We start from the raw sequence: 22,133 nt of genomic DNA, 5'->3' as shown, positions 1-22,133 counted from the left end.
GCTCACCAGCGATAGCCGAGCGTGGCGATGACGGTCAGCGGCGCGCCCCGGTAGCAGTAACCGACCTGACACGTCGTGTAGTGCACATTGAACAGGTTCTTGGCGTTGACCTGGAACGTGAGGCCCTTCAGCTCCTTTGCGGCCTGGCTGAAATCGTATTTCAGCGCGGCATCGACCAGGGTCACCGAGCTGTTCTTGAACGTGTTCGCGTCGTCGCCATAGCTCCAAGACATGTAGCGCGCGCCGGCACCGACGCTCAGGCCCGCGAAGGGACCAGCCAGCGGCAGGGCGTAATTGCCCCACAGCGTCACGGTGTGCGGAGGATTGCCCGACGGAAACTTGCCGACCAGCGCGCTGTCGCCGGCCTGCTTGGTGACCATGTCGAGATAGGTGTAGGACGAGGTGATGTCGAAACCATTGCCGAGGCTTGCAAGCCCCTGCAATTCGAAGCCGCGGCTTTGAATTTCGCCGCGCTGGACCGTCACGCCGGTGCCCGTCGTCACCAGGCCGCCATCCTGCGTCAGGTCGAACACGGCAGCGGTAATGAGGCTTCGCGTCCCCGGCGGCTGATACTTCACGCCGATCTCGGTCTGCTTGCCGGTGGTCGGCTTGAAGAAGGCGCCTGAGGGATCGACGCCGAGATTGGGAAAAAACGACGTCGAATAGGCGATGTAGGGCGCCACACCGGAATCGAACAAATAGGTCAGGCCTGCCCGCCCACTATAGGCCTGATCAGATTGCGTCTGTCTTGTCAGCGCGAACCGGTCCTCGCCGGTGGTGCGGACCCAGTCGCTGCGGCCGCTCAGCGTCAGGATCCAGTGGTCGAGTTTGGTCTGGTCCTGAATGTAGACGCCGGACTGGGTTTGCCGCTGCGCCGTGGACGAGGAGATCGCGGGATCCGGAATGGATTCCGGCGCATAGACCGGCGCAGCCAGATTGAGATCGGACACGCCGAAGCCGAACCCCTGCTTGTCGGTGAACTTCGACGATGTGTAGTCGGTGCCGACCAGAAGCGTGTGCTGCACCGGGCCGGTGGAGAGCTTCGCCTCGACCTGGTTGTCCATGATGGCCGATTGCAGCGTGTCGTGGACGTAGCCGGTATAACGCGACACGACGTTGCCGACGGGAGCACCGAGAAAGCCGACATAGCGCGTGACAGCGTCGAGATCGACGTAGCGGAATTTCTGGCGGACGGTCACGGCGTTGTCGAACGCGTGCTCGAACAGATAGCCGATGCGCCCCTGCTCCTGGTCGAGCGAATTGTAGGACGGGCTGCCCGTGAAGATGTCCGTCGTCGTCCCGATGCCCGAAGAATAGGTGAACATCGAGCCCGGCGTCTTCGATTTCTGATAGGCGCCGAGAAGCGTGAGGGTTGTCGATTGGTCGGGTCTCCAGGTGACGGCGGGAGCGACATAGGTGCGGTTGTCCTTGCCGCCCGGTACGAACACGTCGGCGTCTCGCACCATGCCGGTCAGCCGATAGGAGAATTGGCCGTTGGGATCGATCGGCCCCGAAAAATCGAAATTGCCCTGAACGCGTTCGCGATCGCCGAACAGCGTCTGCACCTCGTGGAAAGGCTGGCTGGTCGGCAGCTTGCTTTGCAGATCGATCAGTCCGCCTGGCGAGCCGAGGCCGTAGAGCGCCGAGCTCGGGCCGCGGACCACGGTGATGCTGTCGACCCCATAGGGCTCCGTCTTGAACACGCCAAGGCCAGCGCCGACGAGACGCAGGCCGTCGAGATAGATGCCGTTATAGGTGATGTCGAAGCCGCGGATCGAGATGGCGTCGAAGCGCGGATCGTAGCCCGAGGCATCGATGCGCACGCCCGGCTCATAGCCGACTGCCTGCGTCAGCGTCTGCACGGCGCGGTCGTTGAGCTCCTTGCGCGTCACGACCGAGATCGACTGCGGCGTCTCCAGCAGGGGCGTGTTCGTCTTGGTGCCGGCGGAGCTGCTGCTGGCAACGTAGCTGTTCTCGCTCGATATCGTGGCGCGACCGCCACCTGCCTCGCGCGCATCCTGGCTTGCGGCTTGCCTGGAGGCGGCATTGCGTTGCGCCGCGACACGGCCGCGTTGCGACGGTGAATTGCGCTGGGCAGACACGGCGCGCGGGCGCACCTGATTCGGCGCCTCCACGGTGACGGGCGGCAATGACGCGGCCGTCGATCCCGAATTGGTCCCGGAGACCTGTGCAAGGGTCGGTGTCACCTGCAAAACCACGCCCAGACCGGCCGCCCCCAGACCAGCCTTCATCAACCGTTCCCAACCGAACGTCTGTCCGTCGCCACGCCTCATTGTCTTCCCCAAGCTCCGTCTTTGGACCACCCGGGAGTAATCAGATCGAGACGCCCGACGCCTTTGCGACTGCGCAAATCGCCTTTGAGTCCACGTGGAGGCTTTCAAGACTGAGGCGTGAGGCGGCGCATCGCCTGCTGCCGTTACTCGCAGCGACTGGGCGAATGACCGAAGCGCCTGCGAAAGGCCGTCGCGAAGTTCGCCGGATGAGTATAGCCGACCCGATAGGCCGCCTCGGTGACCGACAGGCGCTGGTGAATCAGAAGGGCTCGTGCAGTATCGAGCCGGCGCGCCCTCAGATAGTCGATGGCGCTCTCGCCATAGGCGATCTGGAATTTCTGATTGAAAGATCGCCGGCTCAGGCCTGCGTTCCGCGCCAGCTCGTCGATGCTCCAGGGATAGCCGAGGTCGGCATCCATCCGCTCCTTGACCGATTGCAGGCGCATGCGCTGGAGGTCTGTTGCCGGATCGACCGCGATCCGGCTGCACTCGCCGAACAAGGCATGGACGACGATCTCGGCGGCATGCGCCGACATCAGCAATCGCGCCGCGTTTCCGGCGACCGGCGGCGAGAACATTTCCGCCGCGACGGCCCGCACGCGCGCTGATGCGGCCAGCGAGAGGACGACGGCGCCAGATCCTTCGTCCTTGAACAGCGCCCGAAACGCGGCGCCAAGTCCGAGCTGATCGATGGATGCTCCGGGCAACGCAAGGCCGATGGCGCACCGCATTGAGCGCTTCACGGCGAGGGACTCGCGCACCGCGATCACCCCCATCCGCCTCTCGCCGATCGAGCGCGTCAGAGTGCCGGGGCCAGCACCGGCTTCATCGAACGCCACCGAGATGAACAAGCCCGGCGCTGCGATTGCAGGCCCCTCGGCGTCGGCTCGGAACTCACCTTGGACGACCACGCAGCCCGGATAATCCAGCCATTGGGCTGCCCCTCGCTGTGCGGAACCGACGTCGTCCTCAGGCAACCCGACAATTTGCTCGTAAAAGTCCCGCATCGAATCCACAACGCCGCGTCTTCTTTGACGGCTGACGGCGGCACGCTCAAGAGCTCAGCGCGCTGTTTGGAGGATTTCGAATTTGGATTTGCTCGAAGAGTAGCTCGCATTGCCGCGGCGAAGGGGACGAACGCGTTTAGATTCCCAGATATTTGTGCTGCAGGTCCGGCGCGGCCATCAGCTCGTCGGAGGTGCCGCTCCACACCGTCTTGCCGCGCTCGATGATGTAGTGTCGATCGCAGATGCGGGCGAGATGGTCGACGTTCTTGTCGACGACCAGGATCGACTGTCCGCGGCTCTTGAGTAGCGACAGGCAATTCCAGATCTCCTGCCGGATCAGCGGCGCGAGGCCTTCGGTCGCCTCGTCCAGGATCAGGAGCTTTGGATTCGTCATCAGCGCGCGTCCGATCGCGAGCATCTGCTGCTCGCCACCGGAAAGCTGGTTGCCCATGTTGGACGCGCGTTCGGCGAGGCGCGGAAACATCACGTAGATCGCGGCGAGCGTCCAGGGATTATCGCTGTTGAAGCGATCCGCCGCGGCCGCGACCAGGTTTTCGCGCACGGTGAGGTTCGGAAAGATCTGCCGGCCCTCGGGCACGAGACCAACACCGAGTTTCGCAATCCGGTAGGACGGAAGCTGCCGCACCTCCGCGCCCGCGAAGCGAATGGTGCCCGCGCGCGCCGGCGTCAGGCCCATGATGGAGCGGATGGTGGTGGTCTTGCCCATGCCGTTGCGGCCCATCAGCGAGACCATCTCGCCCGGCTTGATCGACAGCGACAGGCCGAACAGCACCTGGGACAGGCCGTAGCAGGTCTCGATGCCGTCGACCTCGAGCAGCGTGTCAGCCATGATGCGTCACCACATGCTGATCGCCGAGATAGGCGCGCTTGACGTCCTCATTGGCCCGGATCGCGGCCGGGTCGCCGGAGGCGATGACGCGGCCATAGACCAGCACCGTGATGCGGTCGGCCAGCGCGAACACCGCCGGCATGTCGTGCTCGACCAGCACGATCGAGACCTCTTTCCGCAGCTCCTGGAGCAGCTTCACCATGCGCTGGGATTCGGTCACGCCGAGGCCGGCCATCGGCTCGTCCAGCAGCAGCAATTTCGGCTTGCTCGCGAGCGCGACCGCGAGCTCGAGCTCGCGCCGCTCGCCATGGCTGAGCCTGGAGACCACGACGTCGGCGCGATGGCCGAGGCCGACGCGATCGAGCACGGCGTGGGCGGCATCGCGCAGACCCTTCTCTTTCCGCGCATTGGCGAAGAAGCGGAACGAGGTGCCGGCATGCGCCTGCGCCGCCAGCGCGACATTGTCCGCGGCGGTGAAGTCGAGCAGCAGCGAGGTGATCTGGAACGAACGCGCCAGGCCCAACGCGCAGCGGCGATAGGCCGGCAGATAGGTGATGTCGCGCCCCGCCAGCGAGACGCTGCCGGAATGCGGTTCGAGATGCCCGGTGAGCTGGCTGATCAGCGTGGTCTTGCCGGCGCCGTTCGGGCCGATGATGGCGTGCAGCTCGCCGGATGCGACGTCGAGCGAGACGTTGTCGGTCGCGATGATTCCGCCGAAGCGGCGCACCAGCTTTTCGACGCGGAGCAAGGGTTCAGCCACGGCCAGCCCTCCCGAGTGCGCCCATGATGCCGCCGCGGCCGAACAGGACGATGAGCAGCAGCAGCGGGCCCAGGATCAGCGCCCAATATTCGGTGATCTGCGACAGCAGTTCTTCCAGCAGCAGGAACACCACCGCACCCATGACCGGGCCGAACAGCGTGCCCATGCCGCCCAGGATCACCATCACCATGAGGTCGCCGGAACGGGTCCAGTACATCACGGCCGGGCTTACGAAATCGGTGTTGTTGGCGAGCAGCGCGCCGGCAAGGCCGCACATCGTGCCTGATATGACGAAGCAGACCAGTTGGTAACGCTTGGCCGGGAAGCCGATGGCCTGCATGCGCTGCTCGTTGGAACGCAGGCCCTGCACGACAAGACCGAAGCGCGAGTTGACGATGCGCCATATCAGGAGCATGACGCCGAAAAGGCAGGCGAGGCAGAGATAATAGAACTGCGTGCGGTTGCCGAGATCGATCAGGCCCGAGAAGTCGCTGCGCGTGTAGATGGTCAGGCCGTCGTCGCCGCCGTAACGGGCCAGGCCCGAGGCGACATAGTAGGCCATCTGGGCGAAGGCCAGCGTGATCATGATGAAGTAGACGCCACGGGTGCGCAGCGACAGCGCGCCGATCACCAGCGCATAGATCGCCGACGCCGCAATCGCGACCGGAAACTGGATGAAGCCAGACCCAACGCCTTCCTGCGCGAGCATGCCGACGGCATAGCCGCCGATGCCGAGATACGCGGCATGGCCAAAGCTCATCAGGCCCGCAAATCCCATGATGAGGTTGAGGCTCGCAGCCGCCAGCGCCAGGATGATGATGCGGGTGAACAGCGTCAGGATGAAGACGTTGCCGGTCAGCTGCGAATAGAGCGGCAGCAGCACGAGGCCCGCCAGCATCAGGGCCGTGACGGCCTTGCTCACGCTCAAACCCTTCATCGACGATTGGCCGGAAACAGCCCCTCCGGCCGCACCACCAGCACGATCGCCATCAGCAGATAGATCAGCATGGAGGAGAGCGCGGGCGCGGCGGTGGATGCGGCGGCGCCGCTCAGCACCTGGCGGAGCAGGTTCGGCAGGAAGGCGCGGCCGAGCGTGTCGATCATGCCGACGAAGATCGCAGCGAGGAAAGCGCCGCGGATCGAGCCGATGCCGCCGATCACGATGATGACGAAAGCGAGGATCAGGATGTTCTCGCCCATGCCGATCTGCACGGTCAGGATCGGCGCCTGCATCAGCCCGGCAAGGCCGGCGAGTGCGGCGCCCAGGCCGAACACCAGCGTGTAGAGCAGCTTGATGTTGATGCCAAGCGCGCCGATCATCTCGCGGTTGGATGCGCCGGCCCGGATCAGCATGCCGATGCGGGTGCGCATCACGCCGAGATAGAGCAGCAGCGCGACCAGCAGCGCTACCCCAATGATGGCGAGGCGATAGGCGGGATAGTGAATGCCGGGCAGGATCGGCACCGGCACGGTGAGCCAGGCCGGCAGCGGCAGCGCCAGGCCCGCCGGGCCCCAGATCAGCCGCACGGCTTCGTTGAAGAACAGGATCAGGCCGAAGGTCGCGAGCACGTGGTCGAGATGGTCGCGGCCATAGAGATGCCGCAGCGCGCTCACCTCCAGCACGATGCCGAGCACGAGCGTCGCGCCCAACGCCATCAGCGCGCCGAGCAGGAAGCTGCCGGTCCACGCCGCGAAGGTGGCGGCGAAATAGGCGCCCATCATATAGAGCGAGCCGTGCGCGAGGTTGACGAGATCCATGATCCCGAACACCAGCGTCAGGCCGGCGGCGAGCAGGAACAGCAGCAGACCGAACTGCAACCCATTCAAGAATTGTTCGACGACGAGCAGCATCAGGACTCTTTCAGGCGCATACAGACGCGCGCCGATGTTCGAACACTGTCGCCATCAGTGAAAGAGCTCCCCCTGCCTCTTCAAGGCCGAAAAATGGGTAATGGCAGTATCGTTCCGAGGCAAGAGCGATTCGACATCAAACATGCACTTTGTTGCATCTCGGCACGTGCGGCCGGGACGCGCCCCGCAATGCAAAAAGGCTGCCGCGCGGCATGAGGCAACCTGCCGCAGCCAAACGGCATCACCCTCTCACCGGCTGGCGGTGAGAGGGTACGATCGTCGTAAAATCGAGCAGGGCTGCGTCTAGTGCGACGTCATCTGCCGGGGGAGCTCGTCCGGCTCGGCGAGAACGCTGTTGGCCGTCGACGCCTCCAGAGCCGCCATCCGAAACAGATAGGCGAGCGTCGTCAATCCGGTGTCCTCCGCCATTTGCGCCAGTTCGAGCGCCATGTCGGACATGTAGCCGAGATCCTCGTCTTTCATTTGCGCCATGATCTGGCTGTCCCGCATCACGTTCGACATCTCAGGCGCTCTTTCGTTGCGCGGCAACATGACCGCAGAGGTTGGCACGTGCGACGGCATCGAGACGAGGGCCGTCCTGCTGCACGACCGAAGCCGTGCCGATCCGACGATGCAGGGCATCGAGCGTCTCCCGACGAATGTCGATGGTCGCCGCCATGGTCCATGCGTTCTCGACCAGAGCCGGTAGGCCGAGCGGCGTCACGACGAAGCCGGCTTCGTGGAAGCGCGGCAGCCACCAGGTCTCCATGATCGCGCTGACCTGCGCGATTCCCTGGTCGAGGCAGAACTCCTGCACCGCAGCCATCAGTTGCAGGTTGAGCGCGCCGTCGCGGCGATCGCGCACGACGAAGTAGCGCGACCATTCCCACACTAGCGGATCGGCGGGCCAGCCGCGAACCGCCGCCAGATGCGGAAACACCTCACTCATCATCGAGGGCTTGGTGGTCGGATAGAGCCGATGACCGCCCACGACGCGGCGGCCTTCCAGCGCCAGCAGGTAGACGGTGTCCTCGTCGTCGTAGGAATCGATCTCACGGCCATCCGGCCTGCGCAGCGTCTCCCAGCGCCGCTCCTCGACGAAGATGTCGTGACGCAGCCGGAAATGCTGCTCGATTACGTCTTCATAAAGGTGACGATTTACCGCGGAAACTGCGTGAATCATGAAAACCCCCATTCATCCTCAATGGGGGGAGATTCTGCGAAAAGACGCAGCTTCGGTATTGGGAAATTTCCCAGTAAGGCGGCTTAAGGATTGATGATCTTGTTCCGAATCGCCAGCGCGACCGCATGCGTACGGTTGACCGCGCCGAGCTTGCGCGCAGCAGTTGCAAGATGCTCTTCGGCGGTGCGCTGGGTGATGTGCAGGATCTCGCCGATTTCCCAGGCCGACTTCCCCTGCGAAGCCCAGGCGATCACCTCGCGCTCGCGCGGGGTGAGGCGCGTCGACAAATGCGGCATCGGCTCGAGCAGGCGGCGAATATGGTCGAAGCCATACATCGCCATCAGGTGCAGCGCCGGCTTGCTGCGCGCATTGAGGTCGAGATGGACGCCGCCGAGCGAGACCGCGGCCTCGTAGCCGGTGAGCCCGTGGATCGGCACGATGAAGCCGCGCGACATGCGGAACTCGCTGGCACGGTTCATCACCTCGGCCGCATTCGGCTCGAGTTCCGCATCATAGGGCGCTTCCGACCACTCGAACGGATTGACCGACTGCCGGCACAACCGCACCACGGGATCGAAACGATCGTAGTTTTTCTCGGTGTAGAGGCTGAACCATCCCGCAGGCCAGCGTTTGGCGAGCACCATCTGCGCAAACTGCTGATCGGGATTGGGCAACCCCGTCACGATGATGGTTTCGAAGCCGAAGCGACCGAACGCCGCTTCGAGCGCGTTCATGGCCTCTGGTACCTTGCGGTAGGTCTGCAGGCCTTCGATGAAGTCGAGCGCCTCCCGGCCATAGTCTACGGCGGACATCGTACGTTTCCTGACCCTCGCGCTTCCGTATAGCACGTATTCACAGACCGCCTCAATTCGCTGTGGCCGTAGTTTCCCGGTGCTCATGCGCTCTGAGGATTTAACTACTTGTGGCAGAATTGACGCCACGATACACCTGAGAACATCCGAAGCGGGAAGCCAACGATGGAAGACGAGGACATCGCCCTCAACAGCGTGCTCGGCCTGGAATTGAACCGCGTGTTTTTTGCCGTCCGCGAAACGGCGAACAAGCAGAAGATCATCGAGTTTGCGCGCGAGGTGCTGCAGAGCGAGCGCGCGGAGCTGGCCGAGAGCGTGTCGCCGGAAGGGCCGGCGAGCTAGAACGCCGTTGCAAAGACGACGCCGGAGCAACAGATCGCGTCACGAGGACGCCTCTCCATCTGACCGCGCGGGTTTTAGTCGAAACACTCTGACTGCGAATTTTGGCTTCCCTTCTCCCCTTGTGGGAGAAGGTGGCGCGAAGCGCCGGATGAGGGGTCTCTCTCCGCGAATCCAACTCCCATTTGAAGTCGCGGAGAGAGACCCCTCACCCGTCTCGCCGCTCTGCGGCGATCCACCCTCTCCCACAAGGGGAGAGGGAAAGCGCCAGCCTCCGGCCACATCGGCGCACACTTGCCGCTGGATGACAGCGCATCTCTCGTGAGATGATCGCCGCGATCTCTTGTCGATGCCAGGGACGGTTCAAGGCCATGATGACGCTGCGCCAGGTCGAAGTGATCCGTGCCGTGATGGTGACGGGCACCATCGGCGGTGCGGCGAAGCTGCTCAACGTCTCGGCGCCGGGGATCAGCCGCCTCGTCAAATACACCGAGCGCTCGCTCGGCATCCGCTTCTTCCAGCGCCAGAACGGGCGCTACTTCCCGACGCCGGAAGCCGAGAACATCTTCGAGCAGATCAACGGCGTCTACAAGAAGGTCGACGACCTCTCCGAGATCATCTCCAAGATCGGCCGCGGCGGCCTGTCGGAGCTGCGCATCGGCTCGGTGCCGAGCATCTCGCAGGTGATGGTGCCGCGTGCGATCGAGCGCGTCCGCCGCCGCTATCCCGATCTCGGCATCGACATCAACATCCTCAAGCTCGAGGAGGCCATCGACTACCTGATGCTCGGCCGCGGCGAGTGCGTGGCGATGAGCTATCGGCTCGAGCATTCCGGGCTCGACTTCATGCCGCTCGCTTCGGGCGAGCTCTATTGCATCGTGCCGCCCGGCCACGAGCTCTCCGGCCGCAAGCAGGTCTCCGCCGCCGAGATCACGCGCTATCCGCTGATCGGCATCGATCCCAACGACCCCTACGGCCGGATCATGGCCGGGATCTTCGCGCGCCACCGGCTCGACTACAACATCACGATCCGCGCGCGCTTCGGCACCACCGTCTGCGCGCTAGTGAAGGCGGGACTCGGCATCGCCATCATCGACCAGTTCACCGTCGCCCATGGCGGCTATCCCGGGATCGAGCTTCTGAAGATCGCCGAGCCGACGCGGTTCGACACCTACATCGCAGTCAAGCGCGGCACGCCGCTGTCGCTGCATGCCGAGTATTTCATCGAGGCCCTGCGCGCCGAGATGCGCGCGGTCGAGCCCTCCCGCGGCAGTGGCAAGACCGCCCCTGCCCGCGGGCGGAGGAAATAACATGATGTTAGGTTTGCCAGATAAAAGGGTAATTGTGTTAGGCGGGGGAAAGGCTATCGTCGCAGCTGGAATTGCACGGATTTCCCCGCTAATGGCCGGGGCCGGACGCTCCCTTGAGACGATAGCGAACCATGTCGAAACGCGGATACGCCGCCAGTAAGAAGCTCCTCACCGGCTTGATCGGCGCCCCGATCGCGCATTCCGCCTCGCCCGCCATGCATGAGCGCGCCGCCGAAGCGCTCGGCCTGCGCGGCCATTACCAGCTTATCGAGGTCGCCGGCGCCGATGCGGCCGGGCTGCGCTTGATGCTCGAGGGCGTCCGGCGGCTCGGCTTTGCCGGCGTCAATGTCACCTACCCCTACAAGGAAGCGGTGGTGCCGCTGCTCGACGCGCTGGCGCCGGGCGCAGCCAGCATGGGCGCGGTCAACACCGTCGTCGTCAGGGATGGCCGGCTGACCGGCCACAACACCGACACCACGGGTTTCGCGCGGGCGGTGACGCCATTGCTGGCGCCCTCCGGCAACGCCATCGCCCTGATCGGCGCCGGCGGCGTCGGCAAGGCCATCGCGTTTGCGCTGGCGAGCCTGAACGTGGCCGACATCCGCATTTTCGACAGCGAGCCGGCGCGCGCCGAGAAACTGGCCGCCATGCTCGCCCCGCGCGGCGCCCGCGTTGCCGCCAGCGTCGAGGATGCGCTCGACGGTGCGACCGGTCTCGTCAACGGCACGCCGGTCGGTATGCTGCCGAACCGTGACACGCCGGTGCCGGCGGGACTGCTCAGGGCGGACCTATGGGTCGCCGACGCCGTCTATTCGCCGCTGATCACGCCGCTGCTGGCCGCAGCGCGAGAGAAAGGCGCGAAGATCATGACCGGCCGCGACCTCGCGATCTACCAGGCCGCCGACGCCTTCGAACTGTTCACAGGCCTTGCCCCATCCACCGAGATCATGGGAGAGGCTTTCGACGCCGTGATGGCAGCGCGCAGCGCCGCCTATCAGGCAGCTTGAGGCGAAGCGGCCGGATACAAGGCCGCTTGCAAGATTTGAAACGGGAGGAGAGAACGATGAAGTCAACGCTAGTGGTGGGCGCATTGCTCACCGTCATGACCGCAACGGGCGCCTTTGCCCAGGCGATCAAGCTCGCCAACGTCGCGGAGCTCTCGGGCGGCGGCGCCACCGTCGGCACGAACTGGAAGAACGGCATCGACCTCGCGATCGAGGAGATCAACGCCAAGGGCGGCGTGCTCGGCCGCAAGCTCGAGGTCAGCCACGCCGACTCGCAGTCCAACCCCGGGGTGGCGCGCGCCCAGGTGCAGAAGGCGCTCGACGCCGAGCCCTATGTGCTGCTCGGGCCCGGTTATTCCGGCTCGGTGAAGGTGACCGCGCCGCTCGCGGCCGAAGCCGGCATCGCGCAGATCATGGGCGGCGAAGCCGCCGAGCTGACGCAGACAGGAAACAAGTTCCTGTTCCGCACATCCTTCGGCCAGCAATCCTCAATGCCGAAGGTCGCAAAGTACATCCACGACGAGATGAAGGCGAAGACCGTTGCGGTGGTCTGGGTCAACAACGATTTCGGCCGCGGTGGCCGCGACGTCGTGGTCAAGGAGCTCGACCGGCTCGGCTCCAAGGTCGTCGCCGATCTCTCCACCGAGGCGGGCCAGGCCGACTTCGCCGCCGACGTCGGCAAGATCAAGGCCGCCAATCCCGACGCCGTGTTCGTCTACCTGAACGAGGAAGAGAGCGCGCGCATCCTGAAAGAGCTGAAGCGCCAGGGCGTCACCGCGCCGCTGATGGGCGAGACCACGCTGATCGGTCAGAAGGTGATCGAGCTCGCGGGCGATGCCGCCAACGGCGCGCGCGGCCATGTCGGCCTCACCACCGACGCGCCGGTCGATCTGGTCAAGGCGTTCCGCGAGAAGTTCTCCAAGAAGTACAATTACGTCCCCGATCATAACGGCCTGAAGGGCTACCTCGCCGTCTACATGGTGAAGGCGACCACGGAAAAGATGGGCAAGGTCGACCCGAAGAAGTTCGCCGACACGCTGCACGGCCTCACCATCAAGGCCGCGGACGAGCCGGGCATTTTGATGGACGTCACCTTCAGCGACACCGGCGACATCGATCGCCAGAGCTTCCTGGTCGAGGTGGTCGAAGGCAAGCAGGTGGTGAAGCAGGTGCTGCCCAAGGTGAAGTGAAGCGTGGCCCTTCTCCCTCGCCCCGCTCTTCGCGGGGAGAGGGTCGGGGTGAGGGGTGCTTCTGCGAGTTCAACTGCCAACGAGCTTGCCGAGACAGCCCCTCACCCCGCCCTCTCCCCGTAAGAACGGGGAGAGGGAGATGATGGAGCGGGCATAGGGACACGAGAGGGGAACATGTCCAATCTATTCGATCTACTGGTCGCGGGGCTCGCCACCGGCGCCATCTACGCGCTGGTCGCGGTCGGCTTCACGCTGCTGTGGCAGACCTCGCAGACCATCAATTTCGCGCAAGGCGAGTTCGTGATGCTGCCGGCGTTCCTGATGCTGGCCGCGATGCATGTGGGCGCGCCGTTCTGGCTCGCGATCATCCTCGGCATCCTGCTCTCGCTGATCCTGCTCGGGCTCGCCTTCAAGATGCTGCTGGTGGACCCGATGATGCGTCACGGTGTGCTACCGCTGGCGATCGCGACCATGGCGCTCGCGATCGGCATCAAGGAATCGGTCAAGCAGTTCTACAGCGCGGAGGCTTCGCCCTTCCCCTCGATCGTCCCGACCGGCGACATCTCCATCCTCGGCCATGCCGTCTCGCTGCAGAGCATCGGCGTGCTCGCCGTTGCCATCCTCGCCGTTCTCGGCCTGACCACGCTGCTGAGCCGTACCTCGCTCGGCCACCAGATGCAGGCGGCGGCGCAGAACCCGACGGTGGCCCGCATCATCGGCGTCCCGGTCGAGCGCATGATCCTGCTGACCTTCCTGATCAACGCCTTCCTGGTGGCGCTGGCCTCGCTGCTGATCACGCCGATCTATCTCGCAAAATTCTCGTCCGGCGAGGTGCTGGGCCAGGCCGCCTTCATCGCCGCGATCGTCGGCGGCTTCAACCAGGTGCGCGGCGCCATCGCCGGCGGCCTGCTGATCGGCGTGCTCGACAATCTCGCGGCGGCCTATGTGTCGACGCAGTATCGCGCCGCCGTGCCGATGATGTTCCTGATCGCCGTCATCCTGTTCCGGCCGCAGGGCTTGCTCGGCCGTGCCGAGGAGCGCACCGTATGAGCGGCATCGCCAAACCCCTGAAGATCGCGCTCGGCCTTGCCATCATCGCCGCGCTGATCATCGTCCCCATGAACTTCAACCGCTACGGCCTGTTCATCCTGAGCCAATGGGCGGTGATGAGCATCGCCGCCATGGGGCTCAATCTCACGCTCGGCTATGCCGGCCAGGTCTCGCTGGCGCAAGGCGCCTTCGTTGGTATCGGCGCCTATGCGGCCGCGATCATGACCACGCATGGCTGGCCGCTGCCGGCGGCGATCCTGGTGGCGATCGTCTTGAGCTTTGCGATCGGCTGGGTGCTCGGCTATCCCGCACTGCGCGTGCAGCACCATTACCTCGCCTTCGTCACCCTCGCCTTTTCCACCCTCGCCTTCCTGGTGTTCCGCAACGAGAGCTGGCTGACCGGCGGCATCTACGGCATCTCCAACATTCCGCGTCCGCACATCTTCGGCATCGCGACCAACAAGCCGCTGCCGTTCTACTATGTCTGCCTCGGCTCGCTCGCGATCGTCTCGCTTGCGGTGTGGTGGCTGATCCGTTCGCCCTGGGGCCGCGCCTTCATGGCGTTGCGCGAGAATCCGTTGCGCGCGCAATCCCTCGGCGTCGACACCCGCCGCTACACGCTGATGGCGTTCGCGATCGGCTCGGCGCTCGGCGGCGTCGCCGGCGCGCTCTATGCGCCGCTGACGCAATATATCGATCCGGTGCCGTTCAACCTGTCGCTCTCGCTCGACCTCCTGCTGATGGTGATCGTCGGCGGCGCTGGCTTCTATTTCGGCCCCTTCCTCGGCGCGATGATCGCGGTGCTGCTGCCGGAATGGCTGCGCTTCACGGAAGGCTACTACCTGATGCTCTACGCCGTCGCCGTGATGCTGCTGCTGATCTGGTCGCCGACCGGCATTCTCGGAATCCTCGACCGATATCTCGCCGAACGCCGCACCAAGGCGGCGTCCGCGCTGCGCGCCGTCGCAAAGTCGCGCCTGGAGACGGCGCAATGAGTGCGGTCCTCGAAGTCACCGACATCAAGAAGAGCTTTGGCGGCATCCACGCCGTCAACGGGGTCTCGTTCGACGTGCGCGAGGGCGAGATCCTCGGCCTGATCGGGCCGAACGGCTGCGGCAAGTCCACGCTGTTCAACTGCATCCTCGGCCAGCTCACGCCGACCGGCGGCGAGGTCAAGCTCGATGGACAGGTCGTCACGGGCCTGCGTCCCTCCGAGCTCAACAAGCTCGGGGTCAGCCGCACCTTCCAGCTGTTGCAGGTGTTCCCAAAGCTCTCGGTGCGCGAGAACCTGATCCTCGCCGGACAGGAGCACCAGGGCAACATGGCCTCGCGCCTGGTCGGCCGCTCCGATGCCGGGCTGACCGAGGCCGCCAACCAGATGATCGGCTTCTTCAAGCTCGACCATCTCGCCGACGAGCCGGCTGGGGGTCTCTCTTATGGTCAGCAAAAACTGCTCGATGCCGCCATGGCCTTCATGGGCGGCTCGCGCCTGGTGCTGCTCGACGAGCCAGCCGGCGGCGTCAACCCGTCGATGCTGGCGGACCTCAAGGAGCGCCTGGTCGCGATCAACCGCGAGAAGAACGCCACCTTCGTCGTGATCGAGCACAACATGGAGTTCGTGATGTCGCTGTGCTCGCGCGTGATGGTGATGGCGGAAGGCAAGGTGCTGGCGATGGGCCGGCCCGACGAGGTCCGCAAGAACCCCGCCGTGATCGAAGCCTATCTCGGACATTAGGAGCGCGTAATGAGCGATCCCATTCTCTCGGTCCACAATCTCGTCGGCGGCTACGGCAAGATGACGATCTTGAACGGCACGACGTTTGCCGTGCCGTCAGCCACGATCACGACGATCATCGGCCCGAACGGCGCCGGCAAATCGACGGTATTCAAGGCCATCTTCGGCCTGCTCAAGCTGCGCGAAGGCAAGATCAGCTTCGCCGGCCGCGACGTCACCAATTTGAGCCAGCGCGCGCTGCTCAACGCCGGCATCTGTTATGTGCCGCAGGGCCGCAACATCTTTCCCGAGCTGTCGGTGCGCCACAATATCGAGCTCGGCGGCGTCGCCGCCGACAAGGGCCTCGACCTGCCCAAGCGGATCGAGGCGGCGCTCGACCTGTTTCCGGCATTGCGGCGCAAGTCCGCGCAGCAGGCCTCGACGCTATCAGGCGGCGAGCAGAAGCAGCTCGAGATCGCCCGCTCGCTGCTGCTCGAGCCGAAGCTGGTGCTGGTCGACGAGCCCTCGATCGGTCTGTCGCCGCTGATGGTGCAGCAGACCTTCGACATCCTCAAGAGCTTGCGCGATCGCGGCGTCACCATCCTGATGATCGAGCAGAACGCGCGCTCGGCGCTGGAGATCTCCGACATCGGCATCGTGCTGGAGCTTGGCCAGACCCGCATGGTCGATGACGCCAGGCGCATTCTGAACGATCCGCGCATCGGGCAGCTCTTCCTCGGCGGCGCCATGGAGGAGAGTGCGGCATGAAGGCGAAGATGCGGATCGCCGTGGCAGGCGCCGGCCTGATCGGCCGTCGCCATATCGAGTTGATCGAGTCCTCCCAGGATTGCGTGCTCGCCGGCATTGCGGACCCCTCGCCCGCCGCCAAGGACTATGCGCTGGCGCATGGCGTGCCCTGCTATGCGGACCATCGCGCCCTGCTGGCAGAAGAGAGGCCCGACGGCCTCATCATTGCCTCGCCCAACACGCTGCACTTGCCGATGGCGCTCGACTGCGCCGAAGCCGGCGTGCCGGCATTGATCGAGAAGCCGGTGACCGAGACGGTTGCCACCGCGCAACGCCTGTGCGCGGCGGTGAGACGGACCGGCGTGCCGATGCTGGTCGGCCACCATCGGCGGCACAATCCGATCATCAAGTCGGCCCGCGAGGCCGTGACGAACGGAAAGCTCGGCCAGCTCACGGCCGTGGTCGGGCTATGGCTCCTCAAGAAGCCCGACGATTATTTCGAAGTCGCCTGGCGGCGCGAGGCAGGCGGCGGGCCACTGCTGATCAATCTCATCCACGACATCGACAATCTCCGCTTCATCTGCGGCGAGATCGTCGAGGTGCAGGCGCTGACCTCGAACAAGGTGCGCGACTTTCCGGTCGAAGACACCGCCGCGCTGCTGCTGCGCTTTGCCAACGGCGCGCTCGGCACGGTGACCGTGTCGGATGCGACGCCGGCGCCGTGGAGCTGGGAGCTCTCCTCGGGCGAGAACCCGGCCTATCCCAGGCAGGATCAGCCCTGCTACATCTTCGCAGGGACTGCGGGTTCGCTCTCCGTGCCGAACATGGAGCTGTGGTCATACACGGAACAGCCCGGCTGGTACGCGCCGCTGGCGCGCGCGACCATCGCGCCGCCCGCGTTCGATCCGCTGGTCGAGCAGCTCCGGCATTTCTGCGCAATGATTGCCGGCCGTGAACAGCCGCTGATCTCGGTCGAGGACGCGATGGGAACGCTCGCCGTCGTCGAAGCCGTCAGCGCGGCCGCGCGTACCGGGCAAACGATCTCGCCGGGGCAGATCATGGAGCAGGCCGCATGAACAAGCGCTCGATCGCCACCGTCTCCCTCTCAGGCAGCCTCGACGAAAAGCTCCGCGCCATCGCCGCCGCGGGCTTCGATGCGGTCGAAATCTTCGAGAACGACCTGCTGTCGTTCGGCGCCGGCCCACGCGATATCGCGAAGATGTGCGCGGACCTCAATCTCGAGATCTGTGCGTTCCAGCCGTTCCGCGATTTCGAAGGCATGCCGGAGCCGCAGCGCGCGCGCAACTTCGCCCGCGCGGAGCGGAAGTTCGATCTGATGCAGGAGCTCGGCACCGATCTGTTGCTGATCTGCTCCAACGTCTCACCCGCCGCGCTCGGCGGCATCGACCGCGCGGCTGACGATTTTCGCGAGCTTGGCGATCGCGCCGCGAAACGTCGTTTGCGCGTCGGCTATGAGGCGCTGGCCTGGGGCCGCCACGTCAACGATTACCGCGACGCCTGGGAGATCGTGCGCCGCGCCGATCATCCCGCGATTGGCGTCATCCTCGACAGCTTCCATGCGCTGGCACCTGGCTTTCCGACCCGCGCCATGGCCTCGATCCCCGGCGACAGGATCTTTCTGGTGCAGCTCTCCGACGCGCCAAGGCTCGAGCTCGACATCCTGTCATTGAGCCGGCACTTCCGCTCCTTCCCCGGCCAGGGCGACCTGCCGGTCGGCGCGTTCATGGCGGCGATCGCAGCGACCGGCTATGCCGGACCGCTGTCGCTGGAAATCTTCAACGACCAGTTCCGCGCCGGCTCGGCCGCACAGACCGCGGTCGACGGCCTGCGCTCGCTGATCCTGCTGGAGGACCAGCTCGCACCGGACTGGCCGAATTTCGCCGGCAAGGCGCTGGCCCCGAAGGCGAAGAGCCGCGGCACCGGCTTCATCGAATTTGCCGTGAACGAGAGCAAGGCCGGCGAGCTTGGCCGCCTGTTCTCACAGCTCGGCTTCCGCAAGAGCGGCCAGCACCGCAGCAAGGCGGTGGAGCGCTGGTCGCAGGGCAAGGTCGAGCTCGTCATCAATTGCGAGACCGACGGCTTTGCGCATTCGCACTATGTCACCCACGGGCCCGGCGTCTGCGCCATCGCGCTCGACGTCGACGACGCCGACCGCGCCATGCAGCGTGCCGAGACGCTGAAGGCGCGCACCTTCTACCAGCCGGTCGGACCGGGTGAACTCGAGATTCCCGCGATCCATGGCGTGGGCGGCAGCCTGCTCTATTTTCTCGACCAAGCCGGCAAGAACTGGGACACCGATTTCGAGCCTGTTGCAAGCGATTCAAGCGCCGATGCGCTGGTCGCGGTCGACCACATCGCGCAGTCGATGCCCTATGACGAGATGCTGACCTGGCTGTTGTTCTACACCGGCATTCTCGATCTGAAACGCCTGCCGCAGATGGAGATCGCCGACCCCAGAGGCCTCGTGCAGAGCCAGGCCGTCATCAACGCCGACCAGAGCCTGCGCTTCGTGCTCAACGGCTCCTCCGCCAACCGCACCCTGCCGGCACGCTTCATCTCGGAGTTCTTCGGCTCGGGCGTGCAGCATGTCGCCTTCGCGTGTCAGGATATTTTTGCGACCGTCGCCGCGATGCGCCAGCGCGGCGCGGGCTTCCTGGACATCCCCGACAATTACTACGACGACATCGAAGCCAAATACGATCTTTCGCCCGAACTGATGGCGCAGCTGCGCGCCAACCACATCCTCTACGACCGCGAGGGCGACGGCGAGTTCTTCCAGGTCTACACCCACATCTTCGACGAGCGCTTCTTCTTCGAGATCGTCGAACGCAGGAATTATCAGGGTTTTGGCGCCGCCAACGCCGGCATCAGGCTCGCAGCGCAAGCGCGCGAGGTGCGCCCGGCAAGCATGCCGAGGGTGTAGGCAATTCTGCTTCCCCTCTCCCCTTCGGGAGAGGGTGGCTCGCCGCAAAGCGGCAAGACGGGTGAGGGGTCTCTCTCCTCACGGACAATCTTGCAAGGGGAGAGAACCCCTCATCCGGCGCTTCGCGCCACCTTCTCCCACAAGGGGAGAAGGGGCTACGTCGCTTGTGGCTCACTTCATCTTGCACTTCTCGTGGAAGCGATCCTGGTCGTTCTCGACGATGGTGGCGACGGTCTTCAAGGCGAGCTGGCCTTCGGAATCCTTGACCACGTCCTGCAGATAGAAGTTCTGGATCGGGATGTGGTTGTTGCCGAACTTGAACGCGCCGCGCACCGACTTGAAGTTGGCCTTCTCCATCTCGGCCTTCATCTCGTCCTTCTTGGAGGTGTCTCCCTTCACGGCGACGACGGCGCTGTTGATCAGGTTCGCGGCGTCATAGGACTGCGCGCCGTAGAAGGTCGGGCGCAGGCCGGGGTACTTCTTGCGGTAGTCGGCGACGAAGCGCTTGTTCTGCTCGTTGGGGAGGTCGTTGACCCATTGCTGCGCGCCGGGCACCCCGAGCGCGTTCTCCTTCTGGAGCGGCAGCGAGAGCTCGTCGATGGTGAAGGCGGTGTAGAGCGGCATCGTGCTCTTCAGCCCGGCCTGTGCATATTGGTTCAGGAATTGCACGCCAGCAGCACCCGGGTAGAACACGAAGATCGACTCGGCGCCGGAGGCACGCGCCTTGGAGAGCTCGGCGGAGAAGTCGAGCTGGCTCGGCCACACCGTATATTCCTCACCCACGACCTGACCCTTGAAGGTGCTCTTGACGCCGGCCAGCATGTCCTTGCCGGCGGCATAGTTCGGGCCGATCAGGAACACCGACTTGACACCCTTCTGGTTCATATAGGTGCCGACCGCCTGCGGGGTCTGGTCGTTCTGCCAGGAGGTCGAGAACACGTAAGGCGAGCACAGCTCGCCCGCGAGCTGCGACGGACCGGCATTGGCCGAGATCAGGAAGGTCTTCGAATCGACCGCGGTCTTGAGCGAGGCGAGCAGCACGTTCGACCAGATATAGCCGACGATGAAGTCGACCTTGTCGGACTGCACCAGCTTCTCGGTCTTCTGCTTGCCGACGTCGGGCTTCTGCCCGTCGTCCTCGTAGAGCACCTCGACCGGCTTGCCGGCCATCTTGCGGCCGAGATGATCGAGCGCGAGCTCGAAGGAATTGCGCATGTCGTTGCCGATCACGGCGGTCGGGCCGCTGAAGGTCGAGACGAAACCGATCTTGATGGTGTCTCCGGCGAATGCCTGATTTGCCAGCACCAGCGCCGCTGCGCCCGCCAGCCAGAATGCCGTCCTCATAACACTCCCTCCTTAATTATCGGTCCTGGAAGCGGGGTGATCGCCGCTCCAGGCCTGTCTCTATTGAACGCAAAATATGTCGCGCCGCCAATGGCTCAGCGCCCGCCCTGCACCATATTTCGCCCTGATCTGAGATGGCAAGAATTATAATTCTACTCACTTCGGCCGAGGCCGGCCCAGGGCCGGTCCGGGAGGCTGCGGCGCTTTTTCGCGCCGGATCGATACATCAGGCCTATGCGACGATTGATGACCTCTATTGGACCGCGGCGCCCAATCCGCACTTAAATGAAGGCGAGCAGCAGCGAGATTCGAGGGTTAAATCATGGCCGCAAATCCCCATCGCGTCGTCATCGTCGGCGCCGGCTTCGGCGGGCTGGAGGCGACTTACCGGCTTGCGGGCGCTCCCGTCGAGATCACGCTGATCGACCGCCGCAATCATCATCTGTTCCAGCCCCTGCTTTACCAGGTCGCGACCGCCTCGCTCGCAACCAGCGAGATCGCCTGGCCGATCCGTCATCTCATGCGCGACCGGCGCGAGGTGACGACGCTGTTCGCCACCGTGAGCGGCGTCGATGCCGAACGACGCTGCGTGCTGATCGACGACGGCAGCGAGGTGCCCTACGACACGCTGGTGCTGGCCACGGGCGCGCGGCACGCCTATTTCGGCCACGATGAATGGGAGCAGTTCGCCCCCGGCCTGAAGACGCTGGAGGATGCGACCACCTTGCGCCGGCACATCCTGGTGGCGTTCGAGCGCGCCGAGCGCGAGATCGATCCAAAGCGGCGCGCGGCACGGCTGACCTTCGTGATCGTCGGCGCCGGCCCGACCGGCGTCGAGCTCGCCGGCACCATCGCCGAGATGGCGCATCACACCCTGCCCGCCGATTTCCGCAACATCGACACGCACAAGGCCCGCGTCGTGCTGATCGAGGCCGGCCAGCGCGTGCTCGCCGGCTTTCCCGACGAGCTATCAGCCTATGCGCAGGCCTCGCTGGAAAAGATCGGCGTCGAAGTCGTGCTCGGGCAGGCCGTCACCGAGATCAATCGCGAGGGCGTCGTGTTCGGCGGCAAACTGCTCGAGGCCAAGACACGGATCTGGGCCGCCGGCGTGCGCGCCTCGCCCGCTGCCGAATGGCTCGGCGCAGCGCACGATCGCGCCGGGCGCGTGCTGGTCGAGGCCGACCTCACCATATCAGGCCATCCCGAGATCTTCGCGATCGGGGATACCGTCAGCATCAACGCCTGGGACGGCAAGCCGGTGCCCGGCATCGCGCCGGCCGCCAAGCAGCAGGGCCGTCACGTCGCGGAGACCATCAAAGCGCGCCTGCGCGGCGCTGCAGCGGGTCCGTTCCGCTATAAGCATTCCGGTAACCTCGCGCAGATCGGCAAGCGGCTCGCAATCATCGATTTCGGCAAGATCAAGCTGCGCGGCACCATCGCGTGGTGGATCTGGGGCATCGCCCACATCTACTTCCTGATCGGCCTGCGCCACCGCCTCAGCGTCGCGCTGAGCTGGCTGTGGATCTACGCGCGAGACCAGCGCGCAGCGCGGTTGATCACGCAGGGGTCGAGCAAGGTGGTGTAGTCTTACTTCCTTCTCCCCTTGTGGGAGAAGGTGGCATAGGCGGCCTTCGGCCGCCGTTCTTAAGAACGCCGAAGCAGAGCTTCGGCTACGGCGCCGGATGAGGGGTTCTCTCAACTCTCGCGATTGTTCGTGAGGAGAGAGACCCCTCA

General features: G+C 64.8%; 21 protein-coding genes. 11 read left to right on the top strand and 10 right to left on the bottom strand.

Annotated features, from left to right (window positions below; genetic code table 11):
- Positions 1–2 precede the first annotated feature (2 nt).
- The 9 genes from ACTEK7_RS15890 to ACTEK7_RS15850 all read right to left on the bottom strand — a co-directional run bounded on the left by ACTEK7_RS15890 (position 3) and on the right by ACTEK7_RS15850 (position 8,757).
- The gene (locus tag ACTEK7_RS15890) at positions 3–2,252 is read right to left on the bottom strand and encodes a TonB-dependent siderophore receptor (protein WP_036020373.1); all 2,250 of its coding nucleotides are present in this window, start codon (positions 2,250–2,252) and stop codon (positions 3–5) included.
- A gap of 185 nt (positions 2,253–2,437) precedes the next feature.
- Positions 2,438–3,205, bottom strand: a complete 768-nt coding sequence (locus tag ACTEK7_RS15885; protein ID WP_225128460.1) for a helix-turn-helix transcriptional regulator — start codon at positions 3,203–3,205, stop codon at positions 2,438–2,440.
- 232 nt (positions 3,206–3,437) lie between these two features.
- Positions 3,438–4,151 (bottom strand): ABC transporter ATP-binding protein, encoded by a 714-nt coding sequence (locus ACTEK7_RS15880; protein ID WP_036001768.1) that lies wholly within the window; start codon positions 4,149–4,151, stop codon positions 3,438–3,440.
- The gene (locus ACTEK7_RS15875; protein WP_225147461.1) at positions 4,144–4,911 is read right to left on the bottom strand and encodes an ABC transporter ATP-binding protein; all 768 of its coding nucleotides are present in this window, start codon (positions 4,909–4,911) and stop codon (positions 4,144–4,146) included. Before ACTEK7_RS15875 ends, ACTEK7_RS15880 begins: the two co-directional genes overlap by 8 nt.
- The gene (locus tag ACTEK7_RS15870) at positions 4,904–5,848 is read right to left on the bottom strand and encodes a branched-chain amino acid ABC transporter permease (protein WP_036001776.1); all 945 of its coding nucleotides are present in this window, start codon (positions 5,846–5,848) and stop codon (positions 4,904–4,906) included. Before ACTEK7_RS15870 ends, ACTEK7_RS15875 begins: the two co-directional genes overlap by 8 nt.
- Positions 5,845–6,762: a branched-chain amino acid ABC transporter permease gene (locus ACTEK7_RS15865; RefSeq protein ID WP_036001780.1), complete on the bottom strand. Its 918-nt coding sequence runs from the start codon at positions 6,760–6,762 to the stop codon at positions 5,845–5,847. Before ACTEK7_RS15865 ends, ACTEK7_RS15870 begins: the two co-directional genes overlap by 4 nt.
- A 303-nt stretch (positions 6,763–7,065) precedes the next feature.
- Positions 7,066–7,284: a hypothetical protein gene (locus ACTEK7_RS15860; RefSeq protein WP_036001783.1), complete on the bottom strand. Its 219-nt coding sequence runs from the start codon at positions 7,282–7,284 to the stop codon at positions 7,066–7,068.
- 1 nt (position 7,285) lies between these two features.
- A complete protein-coding gene (locus ACTEK7_RS15855; RefSeq protein ID WP_057028467.1) occupies positions 7,286–7,945 on the bottom strand; it encodes an acyl-homoserine-lactone synthase in 660 nt (219 codons plus the stop codon).
- 83 nt (positions 7,946–8,028) lie between these two features.
- Positions 8,029–8,757, bottom strand: a complete 729-nt coding sequence (locus tag ACTEK7_RS15850; protein ID WP_057028468.1) for a helix-turn-helix transcriptional regulator — start codon at positions 8,755–8,757, stop codon at positions 8,029–8,031.
- 165 nt (positions 8,758–8,922) lie between these two features.
- On the opposite strand from ACTEK7_RS15850, the gene ACTEK7_RS15845 reads away from it, so the two are divergent.
- The 10 genes from ACTEK7_RS15845 to ACTEK7_RS15800 all read left to right on the top strand — a co-directional run bounded on the left by ACTEK7_RS15845 (position 8,923) and on the right by ACTEK7_RS15800 (position 19,055).
- The gene (locus ACTEK7_RS15845) at positions 8,923–9,099 is read left to right on the top strand and encodes a hypothetical protein (RefSeq protein WP_036001797.1); all 177 of its coding nucleotides are present in this window, start codon (positions 8,923–8,925) and stop codon (positions 9,097–9,099) included.
- Positions 9,100–9,467: 368 nt separating this feature from the next.
- Entirely contained in the window at positions 9,468–10,406 is a 939-nt protein-coding gene (locus ACTEK7_RS15840; RefSeq protein ID WP_036001799.1) for a LysR family transcriptional regulator, read from the top strand.
- Positions 10,407–10,537: 131 nt separating this feature from the next.
- Positions 10,538–11,413, top strand: coding sequence for a shikimate dehydrogenase (locus ACTEK7_RS15835; protein ID WP_225147462.1), 876 nt, complete (start codon positions 10,538–10,540; stop codon positions 11,411–11,413).
- A gap of 56 nt (positions 11,414–11,469) precedes the next feature.
- Positions 11,470–12,600: an ABC transporter substrate-binding protein gene (locus tag ACTEK7_RS15830; protein ID WP_036001805.1), complete on the top strand. Its 1,131-nt coding sequence runs from the start codon at positions 11,470–11,472 to the stop codon at positions 12,598–12,600.
- A gap of 174 nt (positions 12,601–12,774) precedes the next feature.
- Positions 12,775–13,650: a branched-chain amino acid ABC transporter permease gene (locus ACTEK7_RS15825; protein ID WP_057028471.1), complete on the top strand. Its 876-nt coding sequence runs from the start codon at positions 12,775–12,777 to the stop codon at positions 13,648–13,650.
- The gene (locus tag ACTEK7_RS15820) at positions 13,647–14,645 is read left to right on the top strand and encodes a branched-chain amino acid ABC transporter permease (RefSeq protein WP_036020342.1); all 999 of its coding nucleotides are present in this window, start codon (positions 13,647–13,649) and stop codon (positions 14,643–14,645) included. Before ACTEK7_RS15825 ends, ACTEK7_RS15820 begins: the two co-directional genes overlap by 4 nt.
- Entirely contained in the window at positions 14,642–15,385 is a 744-nt protein-coding gene (locus ACTEK7_RS15815) for an ABC transporter ATP-binding protein (RefSeq protein ID WP_036001814.1), read from the top strand. Before ACTEK7_RS15820 ends, ACTEK7_RS15815 begins: the two co-directional genes overlap by 4 nt.
- A gap of 9 nt (positions 15,386–15,394) precedes the next feature.
- Positions 15,395–16,132 (top strand): ABC transporter ATP-binding protein, encoded by a 738-nt coding sequence (locus ACTEK7_RS15810; protein WP_036020339.1) that lies wholly within the window; start codon positions 15,395–15,397, stop codon positions 16,130–16,132.
- Positions 16,129–17,187 (top strand): Gfo/Idh/MocA family protein, encoded by a 1,059-nt coding sequence (locus ACTEK7_RS15805; RefSeq protein WP_225147463.1) that lies wholly within the window; start codon positions 16,129–16,131, stop codon positions 17,185–17,187. Before ACTEK7_RS15810 ends, ACTEK7_RS15805 begins: the two co-directional genes overlap by 4 nt.
- Positions 17,184–19,055, top strand: coding sequence for a bifunctional sugar phosphate isomerase/epimerase/4-hydroxyphenylpyruvate dioxygenase family protein (locus tag ACTEK7_RS15800; RefSeq protein ID WP_225147464.1), 1,872 nt, complete (start codon positions 17,184–17,186; stop codon positions 19,053–19,055). The genes ACTEK7_RS15805 and ACTEK7_RS15800 overlap by 4 nt, the downstream gene beginning before the upstream one ends.
- A gap of 171 nt (positions 19,056–19,226) precedes the next feature.
- Here ACTEK7_RS15800 and ACTEK7_RS15795 read toward each other — a convergent pair whose 3' ends face one another.
- A complete protein-coding gene (locus ACTEK7_RS15795) occupies positions 19,227–20,399 on the bottom strand; it encodes an ABC transporter substrate-binding protein (protein WP_036001824.1) in 1,173 nt (390 codons plus the stop codon).
- A 322-nt stretch (positions 20,400–20,721) separates the two neighbouring features.
- On the opposite strand from ACTEK7_RS15795, the gene ACTEK7_RS15790 reads away from it, so the two are divergent.
- On the top strand, positions 20,722–21,984 hold the full coding sequence (locus ACTEK7_RS15790) for an NAD(P)/FAD-dependent oxidoreductase (protein ID WP_036001827.1): 1,263 nt from the start codon (positions 20,722–20,724) through the stop codon (positions 21,982–21,984).
- Positions 21,985–22,133 lie beyond the last annotated feature (149 nt).

This window comes from Bradyrhizobium sp. JHI2711, assembly GCF_056156565.1.
Note: the sequence above shows the minus strand (reverse complement) of the source record. Positions and strands in the feature narration are given on the sequence as shown.

Excerpts from the sequence above, each read along its gene's own strand:
- ACTEK7_RS15890 (WP_036020373.1), bottom strand. The coding sequence starts at position 2,252 with ATGAAGGCTGGTCTGGGGGCGGCCGGTCTGGGCGTGGTTTTGCAGGTG.
- ACTEK7_RS15880 (WP_036001768.1), bottom strand. The coding sequence starts at position 4,151 with ATGGCTGACACGCTGCTCGAGGTCGACGGCATCGAGACCTGCTACGGC.
- ACTEK7_RS15870 (WP_036001776.1), bottom strand. The coding sequence starts at position 5,848 with ATGAAGGGTTTGAGCGTGAGCAAGGCCGTCACGGCCCTGATGCTGGCG.
- ACTEK7_RS15865 (WP_036001780.1), bottom strand. The coding sequence starts at position 6,762 with ATGCTGCTCGTCGTCGAACAATTCTTGAATGGGTTGCAGTTCGGTCTG.
- ACTEK7_RS15860 (WP_036001783.1), bottom strand. The coding sequence starts at position 7,284 with ATGTCGAACGTGATGCGGGACAGCCAGATCATGGCGCAAATGAAAGAC.
- ACTEK7_RS15855 (WP_057028467.1), bottom strand. The coding sequence starts at position 7,945 with ATGATTCACGCAGTTTCCGCGGTAAATCGTCACCTTTATGAAGACGTA.
- ACTEK7_RS15850 (WP_057028468.1), bottom strand. The coding sequence starts at position 8,757 with ATGTCCGCCGTAGACTATGGCCGGGAGGCGCTCGACTTCATCGAAGGC.
- ACTEK7_RS15845 (WP_036001797.1), top strand. The coding sequence starts at position 8,923 with ATGGAAGACGAGGACATCGCCCTCAACAGCGTGCTCGGCCTGGAATTG.
- ACTEK7_RS15840 (WP_036001799.1), top strand. The coding sequence starts at position 9,468 with ATGATGACGCTGCGCCAGGTCGAAGTGATCCGTGCCGTGATGGTGACG.
- ACTEK7_RS15835 (WP_225147462.1), top strand. The coding sequence starts at position 10,538 with ATGTCGAAACGCGGATACGCCGCCAGTAAGAAGCTCCTCACCGGCTTG.
- ACTEK7_RS15830 (WP_036001805.1), top strand. The coding sequence starts at position 11,470 with ATGAAGTCAACGCTAGTGGTGGGCGCATTGCTCACCGTCATGACCGCA.
- ACTEK7_RS15825 (WP_057028471.1), top strand. The coding sequence starts at position 12,775 with ATGTCCAATCTATTCGATCTACTGGTCGCGGGGCTCGCCACCGGCGCC.
- ACTEK7_RS15820 (WP_036020342.1), top strand. The coding sequence starts at position 13,647 with ATGAGCGGCATCGCCAAACCCCTGAAGATCGCGCTCGGCCTTGCCATC.
- ACTEK7_RS15815 (WP_036001814.1), top strand. The coding sequence starts at position 14,642 with ATGAGTGCGGTCCTCGAAGTCACCGACATCAAGAAGAGCTTTGGCGGC.
- ACTEK7_RS15810 (WP_036020339.1), top strand. The coding sequence starts at position 15,395 with ATGAGCGATCCCATTCTCTCGGTCCACAATCTCGTCGGCGGCTACGGC.
- ACTEK7_RS15805 (WP_225147463.1), top strand. The coding sequence starts at position 16,129 with ATGAAGGCGAAGATGCGGATCGCCGTGGCAGGCGCCGGCCTGATCGGC.
- ACTEK7_RS15800 (WP_225147464.1), top strand. The coding sequence starts at position 17,184 with ATGAACAAGCGCTCGATCGCCACCGTCTCCCTCTCAGGCAGCCTCGAC.
- ACTEK7_RS15795 (WP_036001824.1), bottom strand. The coding sequence starts at position 20,399 with ATGAGGACGGCATTCTGGCTGGCGGGCGCAGCGGCGCTGGTGCTGGCA.
- ACTEK7_RS15790 (WP_036001827.1), top strand. The coding sequence starts at position 20,722 with ATGGCCGCAAATCCCCATCGCGTCGTCATCGTCGGCGCCGGCTTCGGC.